We start from the raw sequence: 25,533 nt of genomic DNA, 5'->3' as shown, positions 1-25,533 counted from the left end.
ACATTATTTCCTACAACCAGCAATATTGCATTATCTCAATAAATAGTCCTCCTGCCTTAATAAAATTATCCGTTATTTGACACTCATTATCTTCAAGCCATTCATACTCCTGTAAATACGTTCTGACAGCCGGATTAAATTTACTCATCATTTTTCCGATAAGAGTATATCTTGTTTTCATTAATAAACTCCTTTCGGCTGGCTATCCTTCTCTTTCTTATATAATATTTTGTATTTAGACAAGATGACCTCTCGTCTATTATTTATTATAATGTCGGAGAGGTCGGGGTTTTTCGCCTTTGGGGTGGTATTATTAAATTTGTTTATAATAAAATGTCTTTATAATATTTTATCCGATTTATTAAAGGATAATATATACATAAATATTTACTATTTTATACATATCAGTTATTTTCTATAAATCTAACAAAACTATCAATTATATTTTGAGAATCATCATCTATTGTTAATTCAGTATTATTGTATATCGTATTATCTATGCATTCTCCATCTAATTTAGGATATGTTATCTTTCCATAATTTAATGATTTTCTATTAACCGTCTTAGCAAATTGTATACGCCCAGCTATAGAATTCACTTTATTTTCATCATCAATATATAATGTTTCATATAACAACCAATATTGTTCATTTCTATCTTTTTCGCATATTACAGATATATATTTAGAAGTAGCGAATTGTTGTATTCCTCTTCCTTTTATCACTTTTCCATTTATTCCTTTTGTTTTAAGAATTTCTTCTATTTCTTTTTTATTTAAACTTCTATGTAATTCATTAATTTTATCATTCAGTTCAGTGCATTTACCTTCTTTAGGATATAAATGGAAATTATATGTATTAATATCTACAGAAAAATCAACATCATCAGCTCTCATTGATATATCAGGTTTATCATACAAATACAAATCTCCAATTTTAAATTCACCTAATTTTTCTTTTAAAATTGTCTCTCCACTTTGGCACTTTTCATCATCTTCATTCTTATAAAACCTATTAACATGTATAGTTCTTACACATCTAATATTAATTGGACTAATACTATTATCTTTCATATATTCATATTTGTAACCATTATTATCCATCATTATATAACCCCTTTCAAAACTAATAAATCTCTTGTCTTATTTCTTCAACTTCAAAATCAGACACTAGAACACAAACGACACAACTTCTATACACAAAACTCCAAAAGTTGCTACTATGTCTGTTGTGCAGACATTTTTCCATTGCTATATAGCTGGCTGTTGTCATTAAATTCGTTCATAATCCCCCTTTTCTCAAGTTTTTATCTTTAGTTTTCACGACCTAATAATTTAAGTTTATTATATCACAAATTGTCTTTAAGGAGTATCCCTAAACGACTCTAATATTGCAATTATTTCCTCTCTGTCTTTATCTGTTAATTTTTTGCTTGGTATTGAAAAGAACATTGTTTCTTTAGGTGTTTCAAAATAACAGCCTAAATAAATTCCCGTGTGACATATCGAATAACTTGTAGAAGCTGGCATCAATGCATATCTTTCTGCACCATCATCATATTCCCTTACATCAGGTGAAGTTCTTGAATATTCTTTATAGTCCTTTGTCTTAACTATCACCAATTCTCCGCCAGAGTTATACCTTGGCTTTGATACAACATCATTTTTAGCTTCTACCATAATATTACCCATAATTTCTGTTCCAAATTTATCATCTCGTGCTATATATTCAATCTGAACTCCATTATCGTTTTGAATTATAACAACTTCTGTATTCGCATTAGCCCGCTCTGATACCACTGTCCAATTATCCGGATAGTCAAAATAAAATGTCGTCTGCTCTGGGAAATATTCTGCCATTCTCGTCTTATATGTATGAAGCGACCCTGATTCTTTTAAATCTGTTCCTTGTGTTACCTGCTCCTGCGTTGGCTGCTCCTGTGTTGGTGCTTCTGTACTTGCCCCACTTTCCTTTGGCTTATCATCTTCTGGCTGCTCATTATATGTACATTCCTTCACAAACTGCTTCGTGCCATCAGCAAGTCTTTCATAATGAAGTGATTTGCTTCTTGCAAATGATGTAAATTCACAACTCTTACTTATATCCATTGTACAAAGAAGTGATTTCTTATTCTTATATTTAACACTTTCATCACCAACTCCAATTATGAAAACAGGACACTTAACATTAACATCAGAACATATCTGCCCATTTGGTCTGCCAGTTCGTGTTGCTTCTGCTTCTGCACCTATATCAAGTTCTGCATCTAACAACGGAATGGATTTCATTGTTACAAGCATTGGTGCTGTCCTGAAATACAATCCCATTGTTCCTTCTGCCTCAATTGATGTCTGCATAGATGAACGAAGCCCCATTGTTCCATTCACACCTTTGCCTTTTTCATATGATACCCCTGCATAATATGGCACTTCTACTTTAAGATTAACTGAACCATCTACTGCTGGAACAATATATAACGCTACATTTACTGCAACAAGATTACTACCAATAAGTGCAGGTGTCTGACATAAAAGGATTCCATCTGAAAAATCACCTTCAAATCCGATTTCTCCTGAAATCTCTGAATCAATATCAACACCTACAGATGCATATTTTAACCCACTGTTAAGAGTATATTTAACCTGTGCTCCTACATTTATATTATTAACGTCCCATTTTATAGAGAAATTCTCACATTTTTTATTAAGCTTCTGTTTAATAGGAAGCTCGTATTCTGCCTCCGTATCATTATCTGTCAATGTAACTTCAAGTTCATTATCATCATTTACCGCTGCCTCTATTGCGAATCCCTTGGAATTGATATTACCAGACACATCTGCTGTCAGCATAGTTACAGGCTTTCCAGCCGACACCTTCACATTATCAAGTCCATAGTAACTAATAATATCGTCAATTCCTATGCTTGCCGAATCTGAAACTATAAGAGTATTAAATACCTCGTCTATCTCAGGGTCTTCCAATGAAAATGTACCATTTCCCATATCCTCAACGATTTTCTTTGCAATTTTCTCGCCCATATAATCAAATACAAATGTGTCACCTTTTTTCAGATTTTTGGCTGCACTTTCATCTATATATATAATATTTTCATCTTCTTTATAATCTTTAATATCAAAAAACTGAAGCTGAGAAATATTTTCTTTATAAGAAACATTTTCAATATCTTCAGGCCAGAATTCTCCATAATATAAATCATCAAATTTATCAAGAATACCATCAGCCTCCTGGTCAGAAAATCCTCTATCAAGCGAATCTTCTGCTATCAGGTTATTATTAATTGCAAGTTCTATGTTGGTATTGTCTGATATTTCATCATCAGTGCCAAGATATATCTGCATTTTGCCTTCGCCCATTGCACGCATTGAAGTAAGTGCCATAAATCCACCAGAAGCTATGTCGTCATCACTAAATTCATCACTATCTGTAATATAACCATTTTCCTTAGCCGCTTTTCTGTAATTCTCTGCTTCAACGCCCATCTTATTGCATAACTTCTTAAGCCAGTCATAACATGTTATATCCTCATTTTTAGTCACTGCTGCCTTACACGAAACATTTATATCATTACTGCTTTTTTTCTTCGATGAAGTTCCAGTTACAATGCCTGCAGCTATTGCCGCAATAACTATTACTGATGCCAATATGCCTATTATTATTTTCTTCTTCACAATGTGTCCCCCTTATGTTTTATTTCCATGGAATTTCTTGAACTCTGATTTCTTTTCCTGATTCTTCTCTATAAAATTTATGTTTTCCACTTTCTGCATCTGCAAGACTACATATCTTTTTCTCCACCATTGTGTTATCTAATTCAATATAATCTCCCATATCACCATTAACCTTATATAGCTTGACGCCCAATATTTCATTATAATTTGCAATATAATGATGGTTAGGGTTACTATCTTTTTTATGAGCTGGTGTATTAGCCGTTTTTTTATCTGGCTTTCTGCTTTTCATACCAACATTACCTGATGAACTTTTATATGAGGTCGAACCTCCACTTCCAGAAGATGTACTTCCTGCACTCTCCTTTGAACTATTACCAAATATTAATATAGCAGCCACTATTCCTACAACTATAATCGCTCCTGCTAATGCACCAATCGCCACTATATTTTCCAATAATAAAATTAACGCCAGTATAATAAGATATGCTGCTAATCCTAATCCTTCTGCAAGAAATACATAACTGCCATCACTATCTATAAGAAGTTTAAAGAAAACTATAATTGTAATAAGCAGAACAGCCGTATATATTAATCCCATATCATTATTTAATAAATAATTGTGATTCGTTGATATTTTCACAACACAAAATACCATTGCAATTATATCTATAATAAACAATATCCATTTCCATATTACTTTTTCCGCAAACATTAAAATAATTGAAACCAGTGTCTGTATACAAATAATTATTGCCAATATAATCCAAACCACATTATTGGATATTATATATGTTGTTCCACTTGTAAAATTAGCACTGGCAAAAGCTCCATTTTCTTTAACTCTGGCAACACTCATTGGATATCCACCATCAATAATAAATTTTATATATGCAAATACTGCCATTAATCCAATAATAATTACAAATACCCACGAAAGATATATAGCTATTGTTTCAAGTGGACTCTCTTTTAATTGTTCTTTATAAAAACTAACTTCTTCATTTATCCATCTTTTCAATCTGTGCACTCTGTTTTCCTCCTCATATTTAACATTTTATCTATTCCTTTGATGATGCTTTATAAACTATTTCTCCTCCTTTCCTGCTAATCTCATAATTTCTATGACCTATACTGTAATTAGCCGATATCTCTTTTATTTCAGATAAATATCTGTCAACAGTAACAAGTTTTTCTTCCATTTCAAGCTTATTCAGGTCTGAGTCAGATTTATCAGATAATATGGTGTCGACCTTAACCCCAAACAACTCAGAAAACTTGCACAAAGTATCCACTGATGGCACACTCCTGCCACACTCTATATTTGAAATAGCAGAAGCTGTCAGTCCAATATCCCTGCCAAGCTGTTCCTGCGTGATTCCACGTTCAATTCTTAACCTTGAAATATTAATACCTATCTTATCCGTTCTCATATCTTTTCCCTACTTGTTGTATACCAAGTAATTATACAATCATTTATAAATTTCCAACATTTTCAAATACTCATAGTACAACACTGTTAATGTAGTTTTCGTATCTGATAAATACTTTCCTCCTTCTTCATAATCATACAATTGACTATTTCCCCCAGCGGTCAACAAACCACATTTCTAAATTTTTTTCAAAAAATACCTTTCGGAATTCTTTATCGCAGTGCTTATCTGGTGATACAAACATATATTGTGAGTTCTATATTTTTTACAATCATACTTTACTATTTATATCAATAATTTGAATTTTGATTTGAATTAAATGATTTTAAATTAATGACTTTTGCTGATTCTGATTCCTATTGAATCAACAATATATTATAAAATAAAAAATAAGAATGTAGGTTTTCTGACATTGTTATATGCCATAATTCCTACATTCTTATGATTGAAAAAAATTCTATCTATTTCATTTGGAATCTCATACTTAAGTGTATCCATACATAAAAAGTAACCCTGTTACCCATTATTCATTTTATAAACTTAAACTTCTATTTCCACTGCCATACCATTACATATTCCTTTTCTCCAGTAGCTTCATCTAAACCACTATTCTGAATTTCAAATCCCTCTCTTTGATAAAAAGATATTGCTCGTGTATTTTTTTGATATACATTCAAAAGCAATTTACTCCGTTTATCTTTTGCATAATTCAACAAAGCCTTACCTATACCATGCGATTGCATTCCTTCAGAAACAAAAACGCCCTCAACATATTCATTGTTTAGACCTATAAAGCCCCGTATTCCTTGATTATCTTCATAGACATAGACAGTTGTCTGTAATAATAGTTCTTTCACTAATTCAAAATTATTTTTTCAATATTGCACAGATATAAAATAATGTGCCTTTATATTAGTGTCCAACCATATCTTTGCAACTCTATTTACATCTGCTTTTCGTAATTCTCTGATCACAATGGTAGTTCTCCTACAAATTCCTATTGAACAAAATCTTTTTATTTCTCTTGAATCATCTTAAAATGCTTCAGTACCTCCACAATTGTTCTCTCACTTATCTTGCGGACACTGTGGTTGCCTACTTTCTTCATTTTTAGAAAATTTATTTTTATTTTAATTGGGACAAAAGACAGACAGTCTCAACATGCCCCGTATTCGGAAACATATCCACACAGCACCCCTTCTTAACCTCATACCCACTCTCCTGCAACATAACCAGATCTCTTGCAAGGCTTGTAGGCTTGCAGGAAATATACACCATTGACTCCACACCATAGTCAATTATCTTCTTAAGTGCCTTAGGATTGATACCATCTCTTGGTGGGTCGAGGACGATAAAGTCCGGCTTGTCCTTAATGTTATCGAGAGCATTAAGCACATCATCTGCGATGAATTCGCAGTTATCAAGTCCATTTATGCCAGCATTAATCCTGGCTGCTTCGACAGCTTCTGGTATTATCTCAACGCCGATGACTTTCTTTGCAACCGGGGCTAACATCTGTGCAATTGTTCCTGTTCCACTGTACAGATCGAATATGACCTTGTCTTTTGTTGTTCCGACATAATCTCTTGCCTTTGAGTACAGTACTTCTGCACCAAGTGAGTTAGTCTGGAAGAATGAAAATGTTGTAATCTTGAATTTAAGTCCAAGAAGTTCTTCTTCAATATAATCCCTTCCGAATACTATATCTGTCTTTTCATTGATTACTGCATCGGCAACACTGTCATTGTAAGTGTGTAAGAAGCCTGTTATCTCTCCATCAAGTGACAATGCTTTTAATCTGTCTGCAAGCTCGTCCATAGGGATATCATTAATTGTAGTTGTCACAATGTCCACAAGGATTTGTCCTGTCTTTACGGCTTTTCTTACAAGCAAATGTCTAAGATACCCCTCGTGCTTCATTTTGTGGTAATAAGTGAGATTTTTCTCAAGTGCATAATCATATACACACTTGAGTATTTTTCTGTAATCATTATCCACAATCTTACAACCTGTTACTGTTACTATGTCATACATACTGTTTCTCTTATGTAAACCGAGAGCTATCGGACCATCTTTTACCTCATCGCCAAATGAAAATTCCATTTTGTTACGGTATTCACTTGATACAGGGCTTCCAATTATTCCCTCCCACTCATATTCTGTATTAATAACAGGAGCAAGAAGCTTCTTCACTGCATTTTCTTTCATCTTTAACTGTTCTTCGTACTTCACAGTCTGGTATACGCAGCCACCGCATTTGCCAAAATGCTCACATCTTTCGTTAGTTTCTGTATCTGCCTGACAGACAACTTCAAGAAGCCTTCCTTCACATTTGCCATGCTTCTTCTTATTTACCATAAATTTAACTGTCTGTCCCGGTATTGAATTCTTTACCACAACCTTTTCCTCTATAGTCTGTCCGTCTTCCTCTGTCTTAACTATTACATTTCCCTTATTAGGAAAATCCACGCTTTCTACATAACCTGTATATATGCCGCCTTTTTTCATCTTTTATCTCCAATCCTTCTATATAATCAATCAGGAAACTAACCCTGTCCTTATTCTTTATCAATTTTTTATACGAACCAACCACCAGCTAACCAGCCTTCCTCCCACATCACCGAACATCTAAAAAACCACTGGCTGTAAGCCAGCCAGTGGTCTTTGTCTTAATCATTCTTTAATTGGCAGAATAATTAGTTCTCGAATTCATCATCATCTTCAAAGTCTTCATCAAAGTCGTCATCATCAAAATCATCATCAAAATCATCAAGATAATCTGGTGTGAAGTATCTATAGATTGCATATACGATAGCTGCTAATGCTGCAACCGCTCCAATAACTGCTAATACTATGATAATTACATTACTTTTCTTCTTGCTCTCTTCTACATCTTTCTTGTGAAGAAGTTCATTGAGCTTGCTTGCCGCAATAAGCTCTTCAATCTTATCCTTATTCATAACAACCGCTCCTTTCAAAACACTTTTAAAGTAAATATATTGTATCACAACATATTTTATTTGTCACCATATTTAGGCTTTTTTAAGCTTTGCAAAGCCTGCAAGCATTTTCTTTAAACCATACTCATCAAATGTTACAGTTACCATATAATCTCTTGTGCCATTATCAATTGAAATTACTTTTCCTTTTCCAAACTTGGCATGGACCACAGTATCGCCAACACCATATCCAAGTCCAGATGTTCCTCCAGCACTGCCAACAGAGGCAGTCAAACCCGCTGTGCCATATGAAGCACCTGCATAACTTCCGCCTGATACAGATTTTCCACCTGCTGTCAATCTACCGCCAGTTCCACTGTCTCCAGCTCCAGCAGCCTTCGATGACTTCTTTAAATCAAATATATCCATAGGAAATTCTTTACCAAAACCAACCTTAGTATTCGCCTTTCTCACAGAAGACCTGTAGCCTGCTGAAGTTGAGCCGCCGATTGATACACGTTTTGGTTCTTTATAATTCACATTGCCTGAACCGTATCTGTTAAGAGCGGCTTTGGCATTGGCTCTGATATTATACGAACGTGTTTCCTCTGAGTCATCTTTTCCTCCATATGCAATCTTACCTTTATTATATCCTGAACTATTATTTTCTATGTGCATATATTCTTCGGGAATTTCTTTAATAAAGCGTGATACTTTATTCATCTGTGTTTCACCGCGTACCATACGCATCTTCGCACTGCTTAAGTTAAGTATCTTCTCTGCTCTTGTTATTCCTACATAGCAAAGTCGTCTTTCTTCCTCTATCTCTGCAGGGTCATCTGACACTATTGTCATATAACTTGGAAAAAGGCCATCTTCCATTCCTGTCATATACACAATAGGGAATTCAAGACCTTTGGCACTATGTAATGTCATAAGCATTACCTGCTTATCTGACTCATTAAGATTATCAATATCTGCTATGAGTGCAACTTCTTCAAGGAAACCGCTTAATGTAGGAGTTTCTTCCTTCTGTCGGCAGCTCTCCTCATAGCTTACTATTTTGTTAATCAATTCATCTATATTTTCCTGTCTTGCTTCTATTTCTTCTGCTGTTTCGCTCTCTGCAAGACATTCTATATATCTTGTGTCACTTACAACAGTTTCGGCAAGTTCTTTTATGCTCATAAATTCCTGCTTTGCCTTAAGTGAACCTATAAGTGTAACAAATGGCTCTAACTTTCCAACACCTCGTTTTATCGTATCGATATGCTCAGCATCGCACAGAGCCTGCCAGAATGTTATGTCATTCTGGTCTGCATATTCCTGAACTCGTTCAATTGTTGTCGCACCAATTCCACGCTTTGGAACATTGATAATACGCTTTACTGCCTGTCCGTCCATACCATTGTCTATAGTCTTTAAATATGCAAGTATATCTTTTATTTCCTTACGCTGATAAAAGCTTATTCCGCCATATATACGGTATGGTATATTCTTTAACATAAGCTTTTCTTCCAACGCTCTAGACTGTGCATTAGTCCTGTATAATATGGCAATATCGTTGTAATTCCAGCCGTCCCTTACCATAGAACTTATGCTGTCAACAACACCCTGTGCCTCATCATATCCATTTTCATAAAGTGTATAATTAACCTTTTCACCCTCGCCATTCTCTGTCCACAGACTCTTTGCTTTTCTTCCTATATTATTGCTTATGACCGCATTGGCTGCATTAAGAATTGTCTGTGTTGAACGATAATTCTGCTCAAGCTTTATTACTTTAGTTCCTGCAAATGTATTCTCAAAATTCAATATGTTGGTAATATTAGCACCCCTGAACTTGTATATTGACTGATCATCATCCCCAACCACGCAGAGATTGCCATATTTGGCGGCAAGCATTGATATAAGCTTAAACTGCGATGTATTAGTATCCTGATACTCATCAACCATAATATACTTAAATCGTTCCTGATAATAATTAAGTACTTCAGCATCATTTTCCAATAATTCTACTGTCTTGTATATTAAATCATCAAAATCAAGTGCATTATTAAGCTTTAATGTCTTCTGATACTCCCTGTATACATTGGCAATTCTCTTGCCGTTGTAGTCACCACCAGCCTCAAGCTCCATCTGATCCGGACTCATAAGCTCATCTTTGGCGTGCGATATCGCATTCATAATTGTCTTTTCCTTGAGCATCTTCGTATCTATATTGAACTTCTTACATATATCCTTTATAACACTCTTGACGTCATCTGTATCATATATTGTAAATGTATTGGAATAACCAATTCTATCTATATAACGCCTGAGAATCCGCACACAGGTAGAGTGGAAGGTGCTTACCCACACTTCGCCAGCCTGCTGTCCTACTGTCGCATCAACTCTCTCTCTCATCTCCCTTGCCGCTTTATTAGTAAATGTAATAGCAAGTATATTATATGGTGCTACACCACAATCATCTATAAGATAGGCTATCCTGTTAGTAAGAACTCTTGTCTTTCCAGAACCTGCACCCGCTATAATAAGAAGCGGACCTTCTGTCCTTTTAACCGCTCTTTTCTGGCAGTCATTTAAACCATCTAAATTCATATACTCTCCAATCCAATGTGTGATTATACTCACACTATCTCCACTTTAACTTACAAATGCACTTAATTAAAATCAACAGTGCATCTAAACTTAACCTTCACATACTGTGCATACACAGTATCATAATTCAGTATAACAAATGTTCGATATTTTTAAAAGCAAAAAATCAGAAACCATTGCCTGAATTAGTATATCATTAAATATATTTATCCAGTTATGATTTCTGATTTGCAATATATACTTTATTATATATTTCATAAGTATATAGTTTTTATATTCCACAAACATACATTTTCCGTATATTCAACAAATATATTCTTATATCCTACTTCTCTGTTATGACTGCATTATCCATTACTAAATTCTGTGCCTTCTTAACAAGCATAGACTTAACAATAGTTTCTTTGTCATATTTATCTGTAAATGTATCTACCTTTGAATAACCGCTGTCCTTAGCGAACTGCTCAAGGTCATCCTTGTATTCATAATCTGTAATTGCAAGACATTCCTTTTCTGCAATTGCCTGATATACAAGCTGCTGTCCTGCTGATGCCTTAACGAATTCATCAAATGTCATGCCATAAAGGTTCTGGCAATATTCATCATTAGTCTTTCCCTGAAGTGTGCTGTAAAAGCTTATTGATTCCTCAAGCTTTGATGACTGCTGTGCAAGGAATTCCTCTGGATAACCTGTAACCTTGCATTTGTCAAGGAGCTGGGTAAGTATTGCTTCATTCTTAGCTTCTGTTATCTTAGTTTCTATTGTTCCACTGACATCATTCTTAACATGTGCCTTATATGAATCAACTGTTTCGCAGTTGAACGCACTCTTAACAAAAGCATCTGTAAGCATAGGAACATTAGCCTGCTGTACATAACTCATTGTAAGCTCAAATACAACTCTCTTGCCAGCATAATCAGAATACTTTGAATTCTCTGGAAGTGTGATTGTTATTACCTTAGTCTGTCCTGCAACCATTCCATATAATTCTTCATCTAAGCCAGTTCCTGCAACAGGGAAAGCATCCTTACCAAGTGTCATACTATAATCAGAACCAGTAAAATCATCTATTGAAAGTCCGCCTGATGTACCAGTATAACCAAATGTAACCTTATCGCCTTTCTGTGCTTCCCTGTTAACATCTGTATATGTTGTCTCACTTTCAAGCTGTTCTGCAATCTTATCATCTATAACCTGATTAGTTATGGCTGTTACATCAACCTCAGCCTGAATTCCCTTATAATCTCCAAGCTCTACATAATCAGTTGGATTGTATCCATAATCTACCTTTATCTTACTGTTACAGGCTGTTGTCATCATAACTGACATAACCATAGCTGCTGTAACAGCATATTTTACAACTTTATTCTTTAATACTTTTCTCATAACCTGTCTCCACATTAAATATTGCCGTAACACCGACTTATAAACTATACCACAATATCACATTTAAAACCAGTATTATGCAAATGTTTCACAATATTATCACAAAAAAAGGCAAAAAGCCCAATCTGATATGCTCCCGAATTACTGGAACACATCAATTCGCTTTCTGCCTTTTATATAACTGGTATTAATACCAATATAAATCTTAATTAAGCAAGCTTAGCCTTAGCTACTTCTGCTAACTTAGCAAATCCTTCTGCATCGTTTACAGCCATCTCAGCTAATACCTTTCTGTTAAGGTCGATGTTAGCTAACTTTAAACCATACATAAACTTGCTGTATGAAAGACCGTTCATTCTTGCTGCAGCATTGATTCTTGCAATCCATAACTGTCTGAACTGTCTCTTCTTCTGCTTTCTACCCTTGTAACTCTCTGTAAGAGCTCTCATTACAGACTGCTTAGCAACTCTGTACTGCTTAGATCTAGCTCCTCTATAACCCTTAGCGAGCTTTAATACTCTGTTATGCTTCTTCTTTGCGTTCATACCGCCTTTAATTCTTGCCATTTCTTAATTTCCTCCTAATAATCAATCACAGACATCCATATCTTATAAATATGGCATAATCTTCTTCATTGTCTTTACATTAGTTGCATCTGTCATAGCTGCATGTCTAAGATTTCTCTTTCTCTTAGTAGTCTTCTTTGTAAGAATATGGCTCTTGTAAGCTTTCATTCTCTTTAATTTACCTGTTCCAGTTACTTTAAAACGCTTTGCAGCTGCTCTTTTTGTCTTTACCTTTGGCATAATAATCCTCCTAATTTAATTCTCATATGGAATAAATAATATTTTAACGTTTTTCAGTTAAAAACATAGTCATGCTCCTGCCTTCTAACTTTGGAGCTTTGTCTACTACTGCAATATCACTTAACTTCTCAGCAAAATCTTCTAATATATGCTTGCTGGAATCGATATGTGCCATCTCACGGCCTCTAAATCTTAAAGATACCTTTACTTTATCGCCTTTCTCGATGAACTTTCTTGCTGAATTACACTTAGTATTCAAATCATTAACATCTATGTTAGGTGACAAACGAACTTCTTTGACTTCTATTGTTCTCTGCTTCTTCTTAGCTTCCTTCTCTTTTCTGACAAGTTCATACTTATACTTGCCATAATCCACAAGCTTACATACAGGTGGCTTTGCAGATGGGGCAATCTTTACTAAATCAACCTCTGCCTCTCTTGCCAGTTTCATAGCATCCTTAGGAGACATAACTCCAAGCTGCTGTCCTTCTTCTCCAATAACACGAACTTCCTTATCACGGATCTGCTCGTTAATCATTAATTCGCTAATAGTAGTGCACCTCCAAAATCAAAAAAAGTGGATAGTCAGACTATCCACTTTTTAATCATAATGCATCTTAATTGCTGTTTATCATGCACATTCTTAAAAATATAAACCCAAGTCGCCCGATTGCGCTAAGGTGAGAGTGGATACTCTGCTTTGTTTAACAACTATTAGAGTGTATCACTAATAATTATAGCTGTCAACTAATATTTTATATAATTATGAAAATAATTGCAGAAATTTTCAATTAAGCTCTGCAATTCCTGACAGCCTTACATATCTGTCCGATATTCTGTACCATGTTGGGAAATCCACAACACCAGTCTGCGGCATATTGTTAATTCTCTGAAACTGCCTTACTGCCTCCGCTGTACGCTCTCCATATATCCCGTCAACCGTCAGTGCCGGTATTGCCGTGTAATAATCCCCTATAAGATTAAGCTGTTCCTGTAACTGCCTTACCTTCTGCCCTGATGAGCCTATATCAAGGTCTGCACCAGGCCACGATGACGGAATACCCTGTATCTGTTCAGCCGTATTAATGTACATATTATCTCCATAATAATATCTTAATATATCTATTGAGGAATATCCCTGATCACCCAGATATTTACTTCCCCATTGTGTCATCCAGTCAGGACAGCTCGATTTCTTTCCATCACAATACTGTGTTAGTATCGGCTGTTTTACATTCGGTCTTGACAGATAATTATCAAATATTTCATCCACAACCTGTGAAATGCTTTCAAATATATTACGTCCGTTGACCCATTTGTGGTCAAATGCAGTTGATGAGGTTATCGTAAAGTTGTAATTCTGGTTTCTGTACCACTCTGTATACACTCTGTTTAAGGTAAAGGACATAATCGCTAAAATATTAGCTTCCAACGTCTGTCTTGGCCATGTCGAATATATTTCACTGCTCGCTACATTTTTAATATAATCCTTGTATCTCACATAATAATCAAGTGCTGTGGAGTCTGTAGGAACACCATCGTGCACAACTATTGTTTCTGGTATTACAACGCGGCTTAACACAATCTCCCCCGACTGGCGTACCGGCTTAATCTCGGTCTCTGGTATCTTGGCAGGATAGCTGCCATACAGCGTATTAACTGGAATTACAATATTATTCTCAGGAATCTCACTGTTATCCTCATTCAAATACACATTCTGAATACTTGTTTCCCCTGAGAATACATCAATACCGGATATATTAATCTCCTCGTAACCATCTGCATTAACATCAATAGTGTATTCCGAAAATGGCTGGTTCTCACCTGGTTCCATACTATACTCCACCGGCGGTGTGAGAAGATCATCAAGATTAACTGCTCCTTCTGAGTCAGTAGTTATCTCATTGATAATTCTTTCAGGATTTCCTGTATATGCAAGTGAAATCCTTGCATCTGCCAATGGTGTGCCCTGCTGTTTATCATATACGTTAATGCGCATTTTCCCTTTATCTATTGCATCGGCAGGAGTTTCCATTGTATGTACATACACCATAATCTAATTCCTCTTATATTATTCATTATATTTTTGATTATTATATGTATCTTTATGAAATTTTATGAATAAAATAAACTGATATTTCCTTTAGGAGGATTTATGGCTGATTATAGAATCGCCCTTGATGCTGGACACGGTGGAAGCGACCCCGGTGCTGTATATAATGGCAGACAGGAAAAAGATGACACTCTCGACCTTACTTTAGCTGTCGGTGACATACTTAAAAAAAATGGCATAGATGTATATTACACAAGAACTACTGACGAATACGAAACTCCATTTAAGAAAGCAACCGATGCGAATAATTCCGGTGCCGACCTTTTCGTATCAATACACCGCAATTCCTCAGAAAATCCTAACCAGTATTCGGGCGTTGAAACCCTTGTATACAGCGATACTGGTTTAAAGGCTGAGGTGGCAAGAAATATTAATAACCAGCTTGAAGATGCAGGCTTTAAAAATCTTGGTGTAGACGAACGCAAAAACCTTGTTGTCCTTAAACGTACCAAAATGCCAGCCGTTCTTGTTGAAGCTGGATTTATTAACAACGATAAAGACAATTATCTATTTGATGAAGAATTCGACAGCATTGCACAAGCAATCGCAGACGGAATATTAGAAAGCATACCATCAGGCAGGCCCGGAAATACCACTTCCAATAAAAGCAATCGCACTGACAACAATAATAATAGCAACAACAATAGCAACAACAATAGTAACAACAATAATAGTAGCAACAACCAAATGAATAACTCTGGCAGAACTGCTTCTGCCCCAATTGACAGCACAGCTATGGTTAATTCCATCCCACCTGATAACGAGGTGTTTTCTGTCCCTGTCAGTAATTCAAATATTATGCCACAATGTCCTTGTGACAATAATGATTATGACACAGAAAATGAAGCACTTTACCGTGTACAGGTTGGTGCATACCGCAACAAGGATAATGCCGACAGAATGTTAAATTCACTTTTAATGGACGGATTTCCTGCATTTATAATATATGAGGACGGCTATTATAAAGTCCAGGTCGGTGCTTACCGTATTCTCTTAAATGCTATTAAAATGGAACAGCGTTTAAGAAGATTCCGCTACAGCACATACATTGTATATTCATAACAGATTGCTATTTAATTAATAAACATTTAAAACCCTCCAAAAGTCGAAACAGTGTCTTACTTTTGAAGGGTTTATTTTAGGTTATTTTACATTTTAGGAGCTGTAGTTATTAATTATCGTTTATTATTCTGCTGAATATATTGTTACACCATGCCACTCAATAGATGCAATATTATCAACACTGATAACCTGTTTTAATGCAAATGATATATGCATAATACCTGCTTTGGCACTTAAATCAGAAGTTTTGTCGTCAATACTAACAACTGTGCCATCTTTAAGATGTACTACAGGTGCATATTTACCACTCATGCCAAACCACTTAAAGTCTGCATTTCCTGTTCCATATATATCAAGTACGAATCCATCACATTTAAGTGTATCTATATTGATAGTCTGGTCTGCATTATAAGATGATGTAACCGATATATTAGGAGTTGTACTAAGCACACCTGTGCTGCTACTCTTAAGAACTGTTTCAAAAGACCACTCCCCTGTTGCTAAGGTTCTGGTTTCTCTTGTTTTATTATCTTCACCATTTCTGTACGTACACTTAAGATCCTTAACATCAATCGAAATGTTATGATTAACAATATCTCTTGAATCAGCATTAACATATATTAATTCTGCATATATTTCTGAACCATCATCTGACATACCATTATAATTAAGATGGTATAATGTACCTGTTGATTTGAACTGGTCTGTTTCATCACTTATTTTTATTACAGTATCTGCAAAATCAAATGTACCAATTATTGGACTTAAGGTATCATCATTAGGTATAATCGGACTTCCGTCTTTTGACTTTATAGTCAGTTCAATATAAAATCTTCCACCATTAGCAACATATTTTCCCCATTCCACGTCAACATTAGATTCTTCTGTAGATGTAACATTACCTGTATTATAGACATTAACCGAACTATCCCCGCTTATATGAGATTCAAAATTGACATTACTCTTTGGGACAAGATACTTCTGGTACGCGTATACACCAGTGTAAGTTAATCCCGAGATTGCAATCACTGCGGCTGCCGCTGCTGCTATATTTCTATATATTTTTGATCTGGTTCTCATTATGACAGGCTTATTAGCTGGCTTTGCCTGCTCAATCCACTCCTGATTAATATTGTTCATTGACTTAAATAATTTCTCACCATTCATACCAAAACGCCCTCACTTTCCAAAAACTTCTTTAAATCTTTCCTTAATCTGTGCAGTGCAACCTTAACTGAACTTTCGCTCTTTCCAAGTTCTTTTGATATAACTTTAACAGGTTGTGAATACCAGTATCTTTTGATAAATATATTTCTCTTATCAGTATCCAATGTTTTAAGAAATGTATTAATCAATTCTCCTACCATATGTTCATCACCCTCAAGTGCTTTATCAGGCTTGCCGATACACTGTTCCATCTCGGCTGTAAGTTCTATAACATTAGAGCTTCTTTTTAATGCATTGTCATAGTCTATTCTCTTGCAGATTATATGTCTGCATATAGTAGCTGAATATGCAAACAAATATTGCGGTCTGTTATCTGGAACTGATTTCCATACTTCATAAAACGTATCATTAACACATTCTCTCGCATCTTCCTCACTGTCAAGCATATTCATTGCAAGCTTCATTAATGGTCTTTGATACCGCTCCATTAATTCACGCATTCCAGATTCATCTCTGTTTGCTATTAAATCAATTATTTTTTCTTCGCTGCACACTTTATTAAATCGTCCTTAATTATTTCTTTTTGAAAGCTTTCACTTATAGAGTACGCTTTTTTCAGGATTGGTTACAGAAATGTAAAATAATTATTTTGCAAAGACTTATTGGATATTAATATTTCCTGATGCCTTAAACTTTAAACTGTGATTCATAAAATGTATATCTGCATCGGCTGACACTCCTATTACATTATCACTTTGCATATCTATCTGTATTACCGAATTCACATATTCAGCCTGTGAATATTCAGCCATAATATATAGCGTCATATTATCCAGTCCATCAAAATCAATAACCATATTACAGACAGCGTTTTGATTGTAATATACTACAGCACTCACCTTTACAAGGTTATTATCCCTGTCAGCCTCTATATCAAGCACTACATTGCAGTCCTTTACTTCCGTGGCAAATTCAGATTTAATACTGTCCTTTTTTATGCCATATACATTTAACAACGAAATATATGGAAGAACCTGTGAATCTTTATATAATTCATCCACAAATGTATTAAAGCCATTAACTAAAGCTGTTTCATCTATATTAATATTATAAGTGTGTTTTCCTGTTTCGCTGACTGTATTCACGCAATCCATTGCCATAACTTCATAGCCCTTCACAAAGTCAGCTAATGCAGCTTTTAAAACAGGCTTAAGCTGATCTGCATCTATATTAATATATCTTGATATATCAGCTTTAGATATTAAAAATGTATCATTAGTCAATTCAGGTATAACTACATTTATTCCATTATTATCGATATTAGCTGTAATGGTATATTCTGCACTATTCTTACCCTGCATATAATCAGTATTATCATATATCAACTCCGATATATTAATTTTTCCAGTATAGTTATTGGCACTTACATCTATGTTGTTTATATATTTTTCAACTGTGCTTTGTAAAAGTTCTCCAGATTTCAACATCGTTTTTAAAGCTTTTTTCTCTGGAGAAGCATACATTTGTGTAACGCCATATGCCGATAATATTATTGCTATTACGGAAAGAAATATTATACCAGCCACAGCACGCTTTACATTTTTCTTTTTATTCTGGCATTTCATCAGCCTTACCCTTTCTTTCATACCTTACAAATTCATAACATATATCAAAGTATGTATGTTCATCACTCTGTCCTGTAATTCTCCAGTCTTTAAGCTTATCGAAATCACTTATATAAGTATCTGCTTCGTAAGAGTAATCAACCTTTGTAATATGTGCTGTATCACAATATGGAAGGAATTCTTTGTATATCTGTCCACCACCGATGACATATACGTCCTTACTATCCACATTTTTTACCTTCTCAAGCACATCTTCAACACTATGGCATAAACATACGTCTTTAGCTTCATAATCTTTATTTCTTGTAAGAACAATATTCTTTCTTCCAACAAGTGCTGACTGGTTAGGAAGTGCTTCTAATGTCTTTCTTCCCATAATAACAACTTTTCCATAAGTTTCTTCACGGAACAGCTTCTTATCCTCTGGAATATCAACAAGTTCTCTTCCTTTATTAGCTATTCCCCATTTTTTATCAACAAGTGCAATTAAATTCATAGTTTGCCTCCTACCCAGGCTGGCACATATCCTTTGACACTTATGCCCTCCTGTGTGTATTCCTCACTTTCAAGCTGTCCGTATTCTCTTATAAGTTGGATTTTGCCTGCATCGCTGTAAGGAAATACTCTTTCTATTCTAATTCTGCTCTTTAATATAATATCCTGCACATCTTCCAGAAATTCATCTATTCCCACACCCGTCCTGGCTGAAATATTCTCAACATAATCAGCTTTGCTGTCCTTGAGTATAGGAAGTTCGCCGTATTTATCACATTTATTAAAAAGTGTAATTATCGGCTTATCACCTACATCTAACTGCTTCAATGTCTCATATACTGTTGCCATATGTCTTTCGTAATCATCATTAGAGCAGTCCACAACGTGAATTATCATATCTGCATATTTCGCTTCCTCAAGTGTACTCTTAAATGCCTCTATAAGATTATGTGGAAGCTTTCTGATAAATCCAACAGTATCTGTCATAAGCACTTTTTCCTTGTTAGGAAGTGTAAGTGCCCTCGTTGTAGGATCAAGTGTTGCAAACAGCTTGTCCTCAGATAATACACCTGCATCGGTCAGCCTGTTAAGAAGTGTTGACTTACCCGCATTAGTATAACCTACTATAGCCGCTACTGGTGTAGAACTGTCCTGTCTGTTCTGTCTTTGCACATCTCTGTGGCTCTTAATCTCCTTTAACTCACCTGACAAATGAGCAATCCTGTCCCTTATTATTCGCCTGTCTGTCTCTATCTTCTTCTCACCCGGTCCTCTTGTTCCTATTCCACCACCAAGTCTTGAGAGTGTTGTTCCAAGTCCTGCAAGTCTTGTTGACCTGTATTTTAACTGTGCCATCTCAACCTGTATTTTACCTTCACTTGATGAAGCTCTTGCGGCAAATATATCAAGAATAACCATTGTTCTGTCCATAATCTTAGTATTAAGAACATCTTCAAGATTTCTTAACTGTGCTGGAGACAGCTCATCATCACATATTATTCCTGTTGCACCAAGCTCATCTATCATAAGCCTTAATTCTTCAAGCTTACCCTTACCAATATATGTTGCAGGGTGGAAGCTGTCACGCGGCTGTATCATCTTTCCTACTGTGACCGCTCCGGCAGTCTTAGCAAGCTCTGCTAACTCCTCTAACGACTTCTCGCAGTCGTCAAGAGGATTTAACTCTACGCCGACAAGTACAACCTTTTCCTGCTCGTCATCTGTATCATATAATGCCATATTTTCCTCCAATTAATTCTATTATGCCAGAAGCAGATGTCTTAACATATCAATCATCACAAAGCATTTATTATATAATAATCTATTCTTTTGCTATGCAGTCGCTAAGATAGTTAGATACTTCCTTTTCTTCCGAATAATTCATAACATTTTCTGTTATCTCTTTTACTTCCTTACTGCTCCACGAAGCTATCTCTTTTCTAGTTTCAAGCACCCTGCTCACTGTAACAGAGAACTCATCAAGTCCAAAATTAAGAAGAAGTGGTATCATTCTTTCATCTGCCGCCGCTTCTCCGCACATTCCTGCTTCTATACCTGCATTATGTGCACACTCAATTATGTGTTTAATACTTCGTATAACGGCTGGATTGAGTGCAGAGTAAAGATAAGCAACATTCTCATTGCCTCTGTCAACAGCAAGTGTATACTGTGTCAAATCATTCGTACCGATTGAGAAGAAATCAACCTCATGTGCCAGTACATCTGCCATTATTGCCGCGGCTGGTGTCTCTATCATAACACCTATCTTTATGTCCTTATCATACTTAATGTCTTTCTTGTCCAGATCCCTGCATATACCATTTATAATCTTCTTAACTGCCTGCACCTCTGTAACAGAAGTTATCATAGGAATCATAATTCTTATATTGCCATATGCACTTGCCCTTAATACAGCCCTTAACTGGGTTGTAAATATATCTACCCTGTCAAGGCAGAACCTTATGGCCCTGTATCCAAGAAATGGATTTAACTCCTTTGTGAGTCCCATATAAGGAATATCTTTATCTCCGCCAATATCAAGCGTTCTTATCGTAAGCTGTCTGCCATCAAGCACAACTGCTGCTTTCTTATATTCGTTATACTGCTCCTCCTCTGTTGGGAGTGCCTGCTTGTTCATAAATAAGAATTCCGTCCTGAAAAGTCCGACACCCTCAGCTCCAGCCTTTACAGCTTTAGCAGCCTCATCAGCATTGCCTATATTAGCAGCAAGCATTACTTTTCTGCCATCCCTGGTAACAGTCTGTTTATCTATATATTTCTTAAGTTCCTTAACTCTTTCATCATATGCTTTTTTCTTTTTATTATATATCTTAAGAGTTATAGGTGTAGGATTGACGAATACTTCGCCGTAAGCTCCATCAACTATAACCTCCTCACCCTCTGCTATTTTACTGCATATATCCTTAACACTTAATACAGCAGGGATTTCTAATGCTCTTGCAAGAATTGAAGCGTGTGATGTATCTCCACCCTTCTCTGATATAATACCGGCAATATGCTCTGTATCCATATTAGCTGTCATAGATGGATGGATTTCATCGGCAATAATAACAGTATTATCAGAAAGCTTAGTAAGATCAATATGCTTCTGTCCCTGCATTATTGCTATAAGACGCTGTTTCATATCTTCAATATCGGCTACTCTCTGTGTCATCGTATCATTGTTAAAGCTTAAGAATATGTTCTTTAACATCTCACAGGTATCTTCAACCGCTGCTTCTGCATTAAGCTTGTCATTAGTTATAGCACTTATTACACCACTGGTAAACTCAGGATCTCTTATAAGATATTCCTGATTTTTTAATACAAGAGCATTCTTATCATCACCATTAAGCTTCTGTGACAACTTATCCACAAGCTCATTAGTTTCCTGTATGAACTTTTCCACAGCCTCATTGAACTTATCAACCTCAGCTTCTGTATCATTAATCTTAGCACGGCTAACAGCATTCTTACACTTATGGATAATAAGTGCTTTTCCTATACCAATTCCCTTAGATGTACCTATACCTCTTAACATATAGACCCCCGTTTCCGCGTACATTTACGCATATATGTTACCAAGCTAATCACTGGTTAAATACATACTTTATCATATTAATCAATGTCTCACTTGTATCTCTTGAATATATAACCTCTCTTGCCGTTACAGGTTTGTCAGTTATTATATTATCAACACCTTTATTAGTAAGATTCTTTATAGAAGCGTCATTATTAACAGTCCACGCATATACCTGCTTTCCTGAATTATGAATAGCATCAACAACTCTCTTAGTAAGGAACGAAGCATTGACGCTAAAGAAATCCACGTCATCTATTTCATAGAACTTTCCATAAGCCACCGATAATATATACCCGACTTCTATGTCCTCATCATAAGACCTAACAGCCTGCAATGCACTATAATCAAATGAGGTGATAACGCACGAATCCTGCATTGAATATTTCTGTATAAGCTTTACAACCTTCTTTGCTACCTCATCACTGTTATCCGCCGTTTTAATCTCTATATTAAGTTTAATCTTTCCTTTGGCAAGCTGCAATACTTCTTCAAGTGTTGGAACTTTCTCGCCCTTGTACTCCTCTGAATACCAATACCCGGCATCAAGTCTTTTAACTTCTCTTAAAGTAAGCTCCGTAATATTCTTTAGAACACCTGTAGTCCTGTATGCTGATGTATCATGCATAACAACAATATAGCCGTCTTTGGTCATCTGGACATCTAACTCTATAACATCAGCCAAATCTTCAATCGCCTTACTGAATGACGCAAGAGTATTCTCAGGTGCATCTACTGAAGCACCTCTGTGGGCAGTTATATCCGTATTGTGGAATATAGCCACTCTCTCAAACGGATTATTATTAAATGACCCAATTATATATATAATATCAAGCACTATGGATAATGCCAGCACAACTGCATATATTATCCTGTTGACCCTTGCTGAACCTTCGTCAATATCCACGAATTCAAATTCAATATCATCCAGATTGGAATATTTATAATACATATATGAAATCATTGAGAATGAACAAGGTATTGATATAAACACAAGAAAAATCTTCACACCGGCCCTCAATTCCCTAAGAACTGATAAATATACGGCACTTCCAAGATAAGCCATATCCAACAGCTTAACACCGCCTATAAGTATAAGCGAAATAACTGTATAGAACACTGCTATAGCTGCAAATATTGCAAGATTATATACAATAACAGACATAATTACCCTTAATCTGTTATTTCTTACAATCTGTGAGCTTTTCTTATATGACTGTCTGAAATTCTTCCCCTCCATCATATATATATTAAATGAGAAAATTCCTCTTATAACATAATAATATATAAGAACCATAACTATTGCCACAAGCATATATATCATATACCTGTTTCTTCTCATCGTACTTCCGATAAGATTGCTCAATGTATCTGAATATATAAGATTAGCGACAATTGTAACATTTATAAATATAATCGAAATAAAGAAAAATAAAAAAAGCGGTATGCTTTGAATTCGGATTAAATTTTTAAGACGCAGGTACGCATTATATATATTATCAATTATAGATGCGTTATTACCTTTTCTCTTAGTTTCAAAGCACACAGCCAAATATGCCATCTCGTAAATGCAGTAACCGACAAACAGTATAATGCCTGTAAACAAAGCTATAATAACAACTGGGTTTGTCAGTGCCTTTACAATATATTCATTTGTTAAATATCTGATTCCTGCAACCTTCATACAAAGATTAATGGCGGCAGTTAATATAGGATATATAACTGCTACTGCCAGTAACTTATATGTCAGTTCAAACAGAATTACGTGTCGTTTGCTCCTGCGAAGCAGCCTGACATTATTCTTAAGACTTTCTAACATTGTCCACCCCGCTGATTATCTATGAAAAAACCTCTGAAGGCTGCCAGCACTTGAAGCCTGTGCAACTACACTTTCCATTTTCTTATTAGCAATTCTCTTAGTAAAATGGTAAGAGAAATCCACAACATATGATATAACAAGCACAATTGATAACACTGTAGTTACCCTCATATCCATACTGAATACAACACGTTCTACCATTTTATTGAATACACTAAATATAAGAACTGCTAATAACCCCCAGCCAAGAGTGCTTTGAAGGCATATTATTCCTTTATAATTAAATCTTAGATGGTCGTAATTCCACCATACTTCACCGAAAAGCTTCTGCATAAGTCTTGCTGTCATATACTCAAATATTGTCGCACATATAGCACCAGCAATGTATAAAGCAGGGTAATTACCCTCAATTGGTGCAAATATATGAAATGCTATAAACACGCCAAATCCATATATAACGCAGAACGGAAGCTTGGCAAAACCCCTGTTCTCCCAATATCCAAGCTGTTTTCTTATGACTATACATTCCATAGCCCAGCCAAAAAAACTATATATAAAAAACCATACCGCTAACTGGTTAACATTCATTTCCCTAAATGTAATATCAAATATATTATACATATTAATACAACTTTCTTTCATCATTACCATAATGGTTATCTTTTAACATTATTATATATATTCTTATATACATAATAAATGCAAATGTCAATACTGCTGCACACACTATCATTATAACATATTGAAGATTAACCTGCATATGCGGAAATGCAACTAAAGCAAGCATACACACATACAATACTGCTGTACATACCTTGCCATACCATTTAGCACCATCTAATCTCCTATTCGCCCTTTTCATAACTACAAGACCCATAAGTGCCATAACTACCTCTTTGACAATAAGATATACAGCAAGTATGCACATATATGGAATATTAATAGCCAGAGTAACTAACATTGCAAGCTGCATAAGCTTATCTGCTGCCGGATCAATAATCTTACCCAAATCAGTTATCATATTACAACGTCTTGCTATCTGCCCATCAAGAAAATCTGTTATCCCCGAAAGCATTACAACAAGTGTCGCAACATAATAATCCACTGGTTCTTCTGCCGTAAAATAAAGATATACAAACAGCGGAACCAGTGCAATTCTTATATAACATAAAATATTGGGGAGTTTAAAAAGATCTTTAACCTCAAACTTAAACTTCATTCAAAATCCTCAATTCATACGAATATCTATAGATATCACAAGTGAAATCCAACACTTCTATATATAATATCCTATATAATAATACCCTTTATTGGCACA

The 25,533-nt window shown here is 35.3% G+C and carries 23 protein-coding genes and 1 pseudogene; 1 reads left to right on the top strand and 23 read right to left on the bottom strand.

Annotated features, from left to right (window positions below; genetic code table 11):
* Nucleotides 1-10 precede the first annotated feature (10 nt).
* From BM157_RS12910 to BM157_RS04470, 14 genes and pseudogenes are all read right to left on the bottom strand, one after another.
* Nucleotides 11-181, bottom strand: a complete 171-nt coding sequence (locus BM157_RS12910) for a hypothetical protein (protein ID WP_318255814.1) — start codon at nt 179-181, stop codon at nt 11-13.
* Nucleotides 182-404: 223 nt separating this feature from the next.
* Nucleotides 405-1,106, bottom strand: coding sequence for a hypothetical protein (locus BM157_RS04530; protein WP_090140083.1), 702 nt, complete (start codon nt 1,104-1,106; stop codon nt 405-407).
* 255 nt (nt 1,107-1,361) lie between these two features.
* A complete protein-coding gene (locus tag BM157_RS04525) occupies nt 1,362-3,689 on the bottom strand; it encodes a hypothetical protein (RefSeq protein WP_090140081.1) in 2,328 nt (775 codons plus the stop codon).
* Between the two features lie 19 nt (nt 3,690-3,708).
* Entirely contained in the window at nt 3,709-4,719 is a 1,011-nt protein-coding gene (locus BM157_RS04520) for a hypothetical protein (protein ID WP_090140079.1), read from the bottom strand.
* Between the two features lie 31 nt (nt 4,720-4,750).
* The gene (locus tag BM157_RS04515) at nt 4,751-5,122 is read right to left on the bottom strand and encodes a helix-turn-helix domain-containing protein (RefSeq protein ID WP_022502280.1); all 372 of its coding nucleotides are present in this window, start codon (nt 5,120-5,122) and stop codon (nt 4,751-4,753) included.
* Between the two features lie 548 nt (nt 5,123-5,670).
* A pseudogene (locus tag BM157_RS04510) lies at nt 5,671-6,096 on the bottom strand (GNAT family N-acetyltransferase).
* Between the two features lie 151 nt (nt 6,097-6,247).
* Nucleotides 6,248-7,630: a 23S rRNA (uracil(1939)-C(5))-methyltransferase RlmD gene (gene rlmD / locus BM157_RS04505; RefSeq protein ID WP_090140078.1), complete on the bottom strand. Its 1,383-nt coding sequence runs from the start codon at nt 7,628-7,630 to the stop codon at nt 6,248-6,250.
* A gap of 188 nt (nt 7,631-7,818) precedes the next feature.
* Nucleotides 7,819-8,082 (bottom strand): hypothetical protein, encoded by a 264-nt coding sequence (locus BM157_RS04500; RefSeq protein WP_022502282.1) that lies wholly within the window; start codon nt 8,080-8,082, stop codon nt 7,819-7,821.
* A 72-nt stretch (nt 8,083-8,154) separates the two neighbouring features.
* On the bottom strand, nt 8,155-10,662 hold the full coding sequence (locus tag BM157_RS04495) for an ATP-dependent helicase (RefSeq protein ID WP_090140076.1): 2,508 nt from the start codon (nt 10,660-10,662) through the stop codon (nt 8,155-8,157).
* 325 nt (nt 10,663-10,987) lie between these two features.
* Nucleotides 10,988-12,049: an FKBP-type peptidyl-prolyl cis-trans isomerase gene (locus BM157_RS04490; RefSeq protein WP_318255812.1), complete on the bottom strand. Its 1,062-nt coding sequence runs from the start codon at nt 12,047-12,049 to the stop codon at nt 10,988-10,990.
* Between the two features lie 209 nt (nt 12,050-12,258).
* On the bottom strand, nt 12,259-12,615 hold the full coding sequence (rplT, locus tag BM157_RS04485) for a 50S ribosomal protein L20 (protein WP_022502285.1): 357 nt from the start codon (nt 12,613-12,615) through the stop codon (nt 12,259-12,261).
* A gap of 42 nt (nt 12,616-12,657) precedes the next feature.
* On the bottom strand, nt 12,658-12,855 hold the full coding sequence (gene rpmI / locus BM157_RS04480) for a 50S ribosomal protein L35 (protein ID WP_021867234.1): 198 nt from the start codon (nt 12,853-12,855) through the stop codon (nt 12,658-12,660).
* Nucleotides 12,856-12,898: 43 nt separating this feature from the next.
* The gene (gene infC, locus BM157_RS04475; RefSeq protein WP_055176183.1) at nt 12,899-13,393 is read right to left on the bottom strand and encodes a translation initiation factor IF-3; all 495 of its coding nucleotides are present in this window, start codon (nt 13,391-13,393) and stop codon (nt 12,899-12,901) included.
* Nucleotides 13,394-13,642: 249 nt separating this feature from the next.
* Nucleotides 13,643-14,908, bottom strand: coding sequence for a peptidoglycan-binding protein (locus tag BM157_RS04470; protein WP_318255811.1), 1,266 nt, complete (start codon nt 14,906-14,908; stop codon nt 13,643-13,645).
* Nucleotides 14,909-15,010: 102 nt separating this feature from the next.
* On the opposite strand from BM157_RS04470, the gene BM157_RS04465 reads away from it, so the two are divergent.
* Complete coding sequence (locus BM157_RS04465) at nt 15,011-16,030, top strand: N-acetylmuramoyl-L-alanine amidase (RefSeq protein WP_090140073.1); 1,020 nt, start codon at nt 15,011-15,013, stop codon at nt 16,028-16,030.
* A 123-nt stretch (nt 16,031-16,153) separates the two neighbouring features.
* Here the strand turns inward: BM157_RS04465 and BM157_RS04460 are convergent, their stop codons facing one another.
* From BM157_RS04460 to BM157_RS04420, 9 genes are all read right to left on the bottom strand, one after another.
* The gene (locus BM157_RS04460) at nt 16,154-17,197 is read right to left on the bottom strand and encodes a hypothetical protein (protein ID WP_090140071.1); all 1,044 of its coding nucleotides are present in this window, start codon (nt 17,195-17,197) and stop codon (nt 16,154-16,156) included.
* Nucleotides 17,194-17,697, bottom strand: a complete 504-nt coding sequence (locus BM157_RS04455) for an RNA polymerase sigma factor (RefSeq protein ID WP_349172440.1) — start codon at nt 17,695-17,697, stop codon at nt 17,194-17,196. Before BM157_RS04455 ends, BM157_RS04460 begins: the two co-directional genes overlap by 4 nt.
* Before the next feature lie 159 nt (nt 17,698-17,856).
* On the bottom strand, nt 17,857-18,843 hold the full coding sequence (locus BM157_RS04450) for a hypothetical protein (RefSeq protein WP_318255810.1): 987 nt from the start codon (nt 18,841-18,843) through the stop codon (nt 17,857-17,859).
* On the bottom strand, nt 18,806-19,318 hold the full coding sequence (locus BM157_RS04445; RefSeq protein ID WP_022502292.1) for a dihydrofolate reductase: 513 nt from the start codon (nt 19,316-19,318) through the stop codon (nt 18,806-18,808). Before BM157_RS04445 ends, BM157_RS04450 begins: the two co-directional genes overlap by 38 nt.
* Nucleotides 19,315-20,556 carry a GTPase HflX gene (hflX, locus tag BM157_RS04440; protein WP_055176197.1) on the bottom strand — a complete coding sequence of 414 codons (1,242 nt, stop codon included), beginning with the start codon at nt 20,554-20,556 and terminating at the stop codon, nt 19,315-19,317. The genes BM157_RS04445 and hflX overlap by 4 nt, the downstream gene beginning before the upstream one ends.
* An 82-nt stretch (nt 20,557-20,638) precedes the next feature.
* Nucleotides 20,639-22,357, bottom strand: a complete 1,719-nt coding sequence (gene ptsP / locus BM157_RS04435) for a phosphoenolpyruvate--protein phosphotransferase (protein ID WP_090140066.1) — start codon at nt 22,355-22,357, stop codon at nt 20,639-20,641.
* A gap of 49 nt (nt 22,358-22,406) precedes the next feature.
* Entirely contained in the window at nt 22,407-24,215 is a 1,809-nt protein-coding gene (locus BM157_RS04430; RefSeq protein ID WP_090140064.1) for a glycerophosphodiester phosphodiesterase family protein, read from the bottom strand.
* A 15-nt stretch (nt 24,216-24,230) separates the two neighbouring features.
* Nucleotides 24,231-24,866 carry a putative ABC transporter permease gene (locus BM157_RS04425; RefSeq protein WP_318255809.1) on the bottom strand — a complete coding sequence of 212 codons (636 nt, stop codon included), beginning with the start codon at nt 24,864-24,866 and terminating at the stop codon, nt 24,231-24,233.
* Entirely contained in the window at nt 24,838-25,434 is a 597-nt protein-coding gene (locus BM157_RS04420) for a CDP-alcohol phosphatidyltransferase family protein (protein WP_090140063.1), read from the bottom strand. Before BM157_RS04420 ends, BM157_RS04425 begins: the two co-directional genes overlap by 29 nt.
* Nucleotides 25,435-25,533: the final 99 nt, after the last annotated feature.

Origin of the sequence: [Lactobacillus] rogosae (genome assembly GCA_900112995.1) — a bacterium.
In the GTDB taxonomy this organism is placed as follows: domain Bacteria; phylum Bacillota; class Clostridia; order Lachnospirales; family Lachnospiraceae; genus Lachnospira; species Lachnospira rogosae.
The sequence above is the reverse complement of the archived record's forward strand: the minus strand, read 5'-3'. Positions and strand labels throughout refer to the sequence as shown.

Excerpts from the sequence above, each read along its gene's own strand:
- BM157_RS12910 (WP_318255814.1), bottom strand. The coding sequence starts at position 181 with ATGAAAACAAGATATACTCTTATCGGAAAAATGATGAGTAAATTTAAT.
- BM157_RS04530 (WP_090140083.1), bottom strand. The coding sequence starts at position 1,106 with ATGATGGATAATAATGGTTACAAATATGAATATATGAAAGATAATAGT.
- BM157_RS04515 (WP_022502280.1), bottom strand. The coding sequence starts at position 5,122 with ATGAGAACGGATAAGATAGGTATTAATATTTCAAGGTTAAGAATTGAA.
- rlmD (WP_090140078.1), bottom strand. The coding sequence starts at position 7,630 with ATGAAAAAAGGCGGCATATATACAGGTTATGTAGAAAGCGTGGATTTT.
- BM157_RS04500 (WP_022502282.1), bottom strand. The coding sequence starts at position 8,082 with ATGAATAAGGATAAGATTGAAGAGCTTATTGCGGCAAGCAAGCTCAAT.
- BM157_RS04495 (WP_090140076.1), bottom strand. The coding sequence starts at position 10,662 with ATGAATTTAGATGGTTTAAATGACTGCCAGAAAAGAGCGGTTAAAAGG.
- BM157_RS04490 (WP_318255812.1), bottom strand. The coding sequence starts at position 12,049 with ATGAGAAAAGTATTAAAGAATAAAGTTGTAAAATATGCTGTTACAGCA.
- rplT (WP_022502285.1), bottom strand. The coding sequence starts at position 12,615 with ATGGCAAGAATTAAAGGCGGTATGAACGCAAAGAAGAAGCATAACAGA.
- rpmI (WP_021867234.1), bottom strand. The coding sequence starts at position 12,855 with ATGCCAAAGGTAAAGACAAAAAGAGCAGCTGCAAAGCGTTTTAAAGTA.
- infC (WP_055176183.1), bottom strand. The coding sequence starts at position 13,393 with ATGATTAACGAGCAGATCCGTGATAAGGAAGTTCGTGTTATTGGAGAA.
- BM157_RS04470 (WP_318255811.1), bottom strand. The coding sequence starts at position 14,908 with ATGGTGTATGTACATACAATGGAAACTCCTGCCGATGCAATAGATAAA.
- BM157_RS04465 (WP_090140073.1), top strand. The coding sequence starts at position 15,011 with ATGGCTGATTATAGAATCGCCCTTGATGCTGGACACGGTGGAAGCGAC.
- BM157_RS04460 (WP_090140071.1), bottom strand. The coding sequence starts at position 17,197 with ATGAATGGTGAGAAATTATTTAAGTCAATGAACAATATTAATCAGGAG.
- BM157_RS04455 (WP_349172440.1), bottom strand. The coding sequence starts at position 17,697 with ATGCGTGAATTAATGGAGCGGTATCAAAGACCATTAATGAAGCTTGCA.
- BM157_RS04450 (WP_318255810.1), bottom strand. The coding sequence starts at position 18,843 with ATGAAAGAAAGGGTAAGGCTGATGAAATGCCAGAATAAAAAGAAAAAT.
- BM157_RS04445 (WP_022502292.1), bottom strand. The coding sequence starts at position 19,318 with ATGAATTTAATTGCACTTGTTGATAAAAAATGGGGAATAGCTAATAAA.
- hflX (WP_055176197.1), bottom strand. The coding sequence starts at position 20,556 with ATGGCATTATATGATACAGATGACGAGCAGGAAAAGGTTGTACTTGTC.
- ptsP (WP_090140066.1), bottom strand. The coding sequence starts at position 22,357 with ATGTTAAGAGGTATAGGTACATCTAAGGGAATTGGTATAGGAAAAGCA.
- BM157_RS04430 (WP_090140064.1), bottom strand. The coding sequence starts at position 24,215 with ATGTTAGAAAGTCTTAAGAATAATGTCAGGCTGCTTCGCAGGAGCAAA.
- BM157_RS04425 (WP_318255809.1), bottom strand. The coding sequence starts at position 24,866 with ATGGTAATGATGAAAGAAAGTTGTATTAATATGTATAATATATTTGAT.
- BM157_RS04420 (WP_090140063.1), bottom strand. The coding sequence starts at position 25,434 with ATGAAGTTTAAGTTTGAGGTTAAAGATCTTTTTAAACTCCCCAATATT.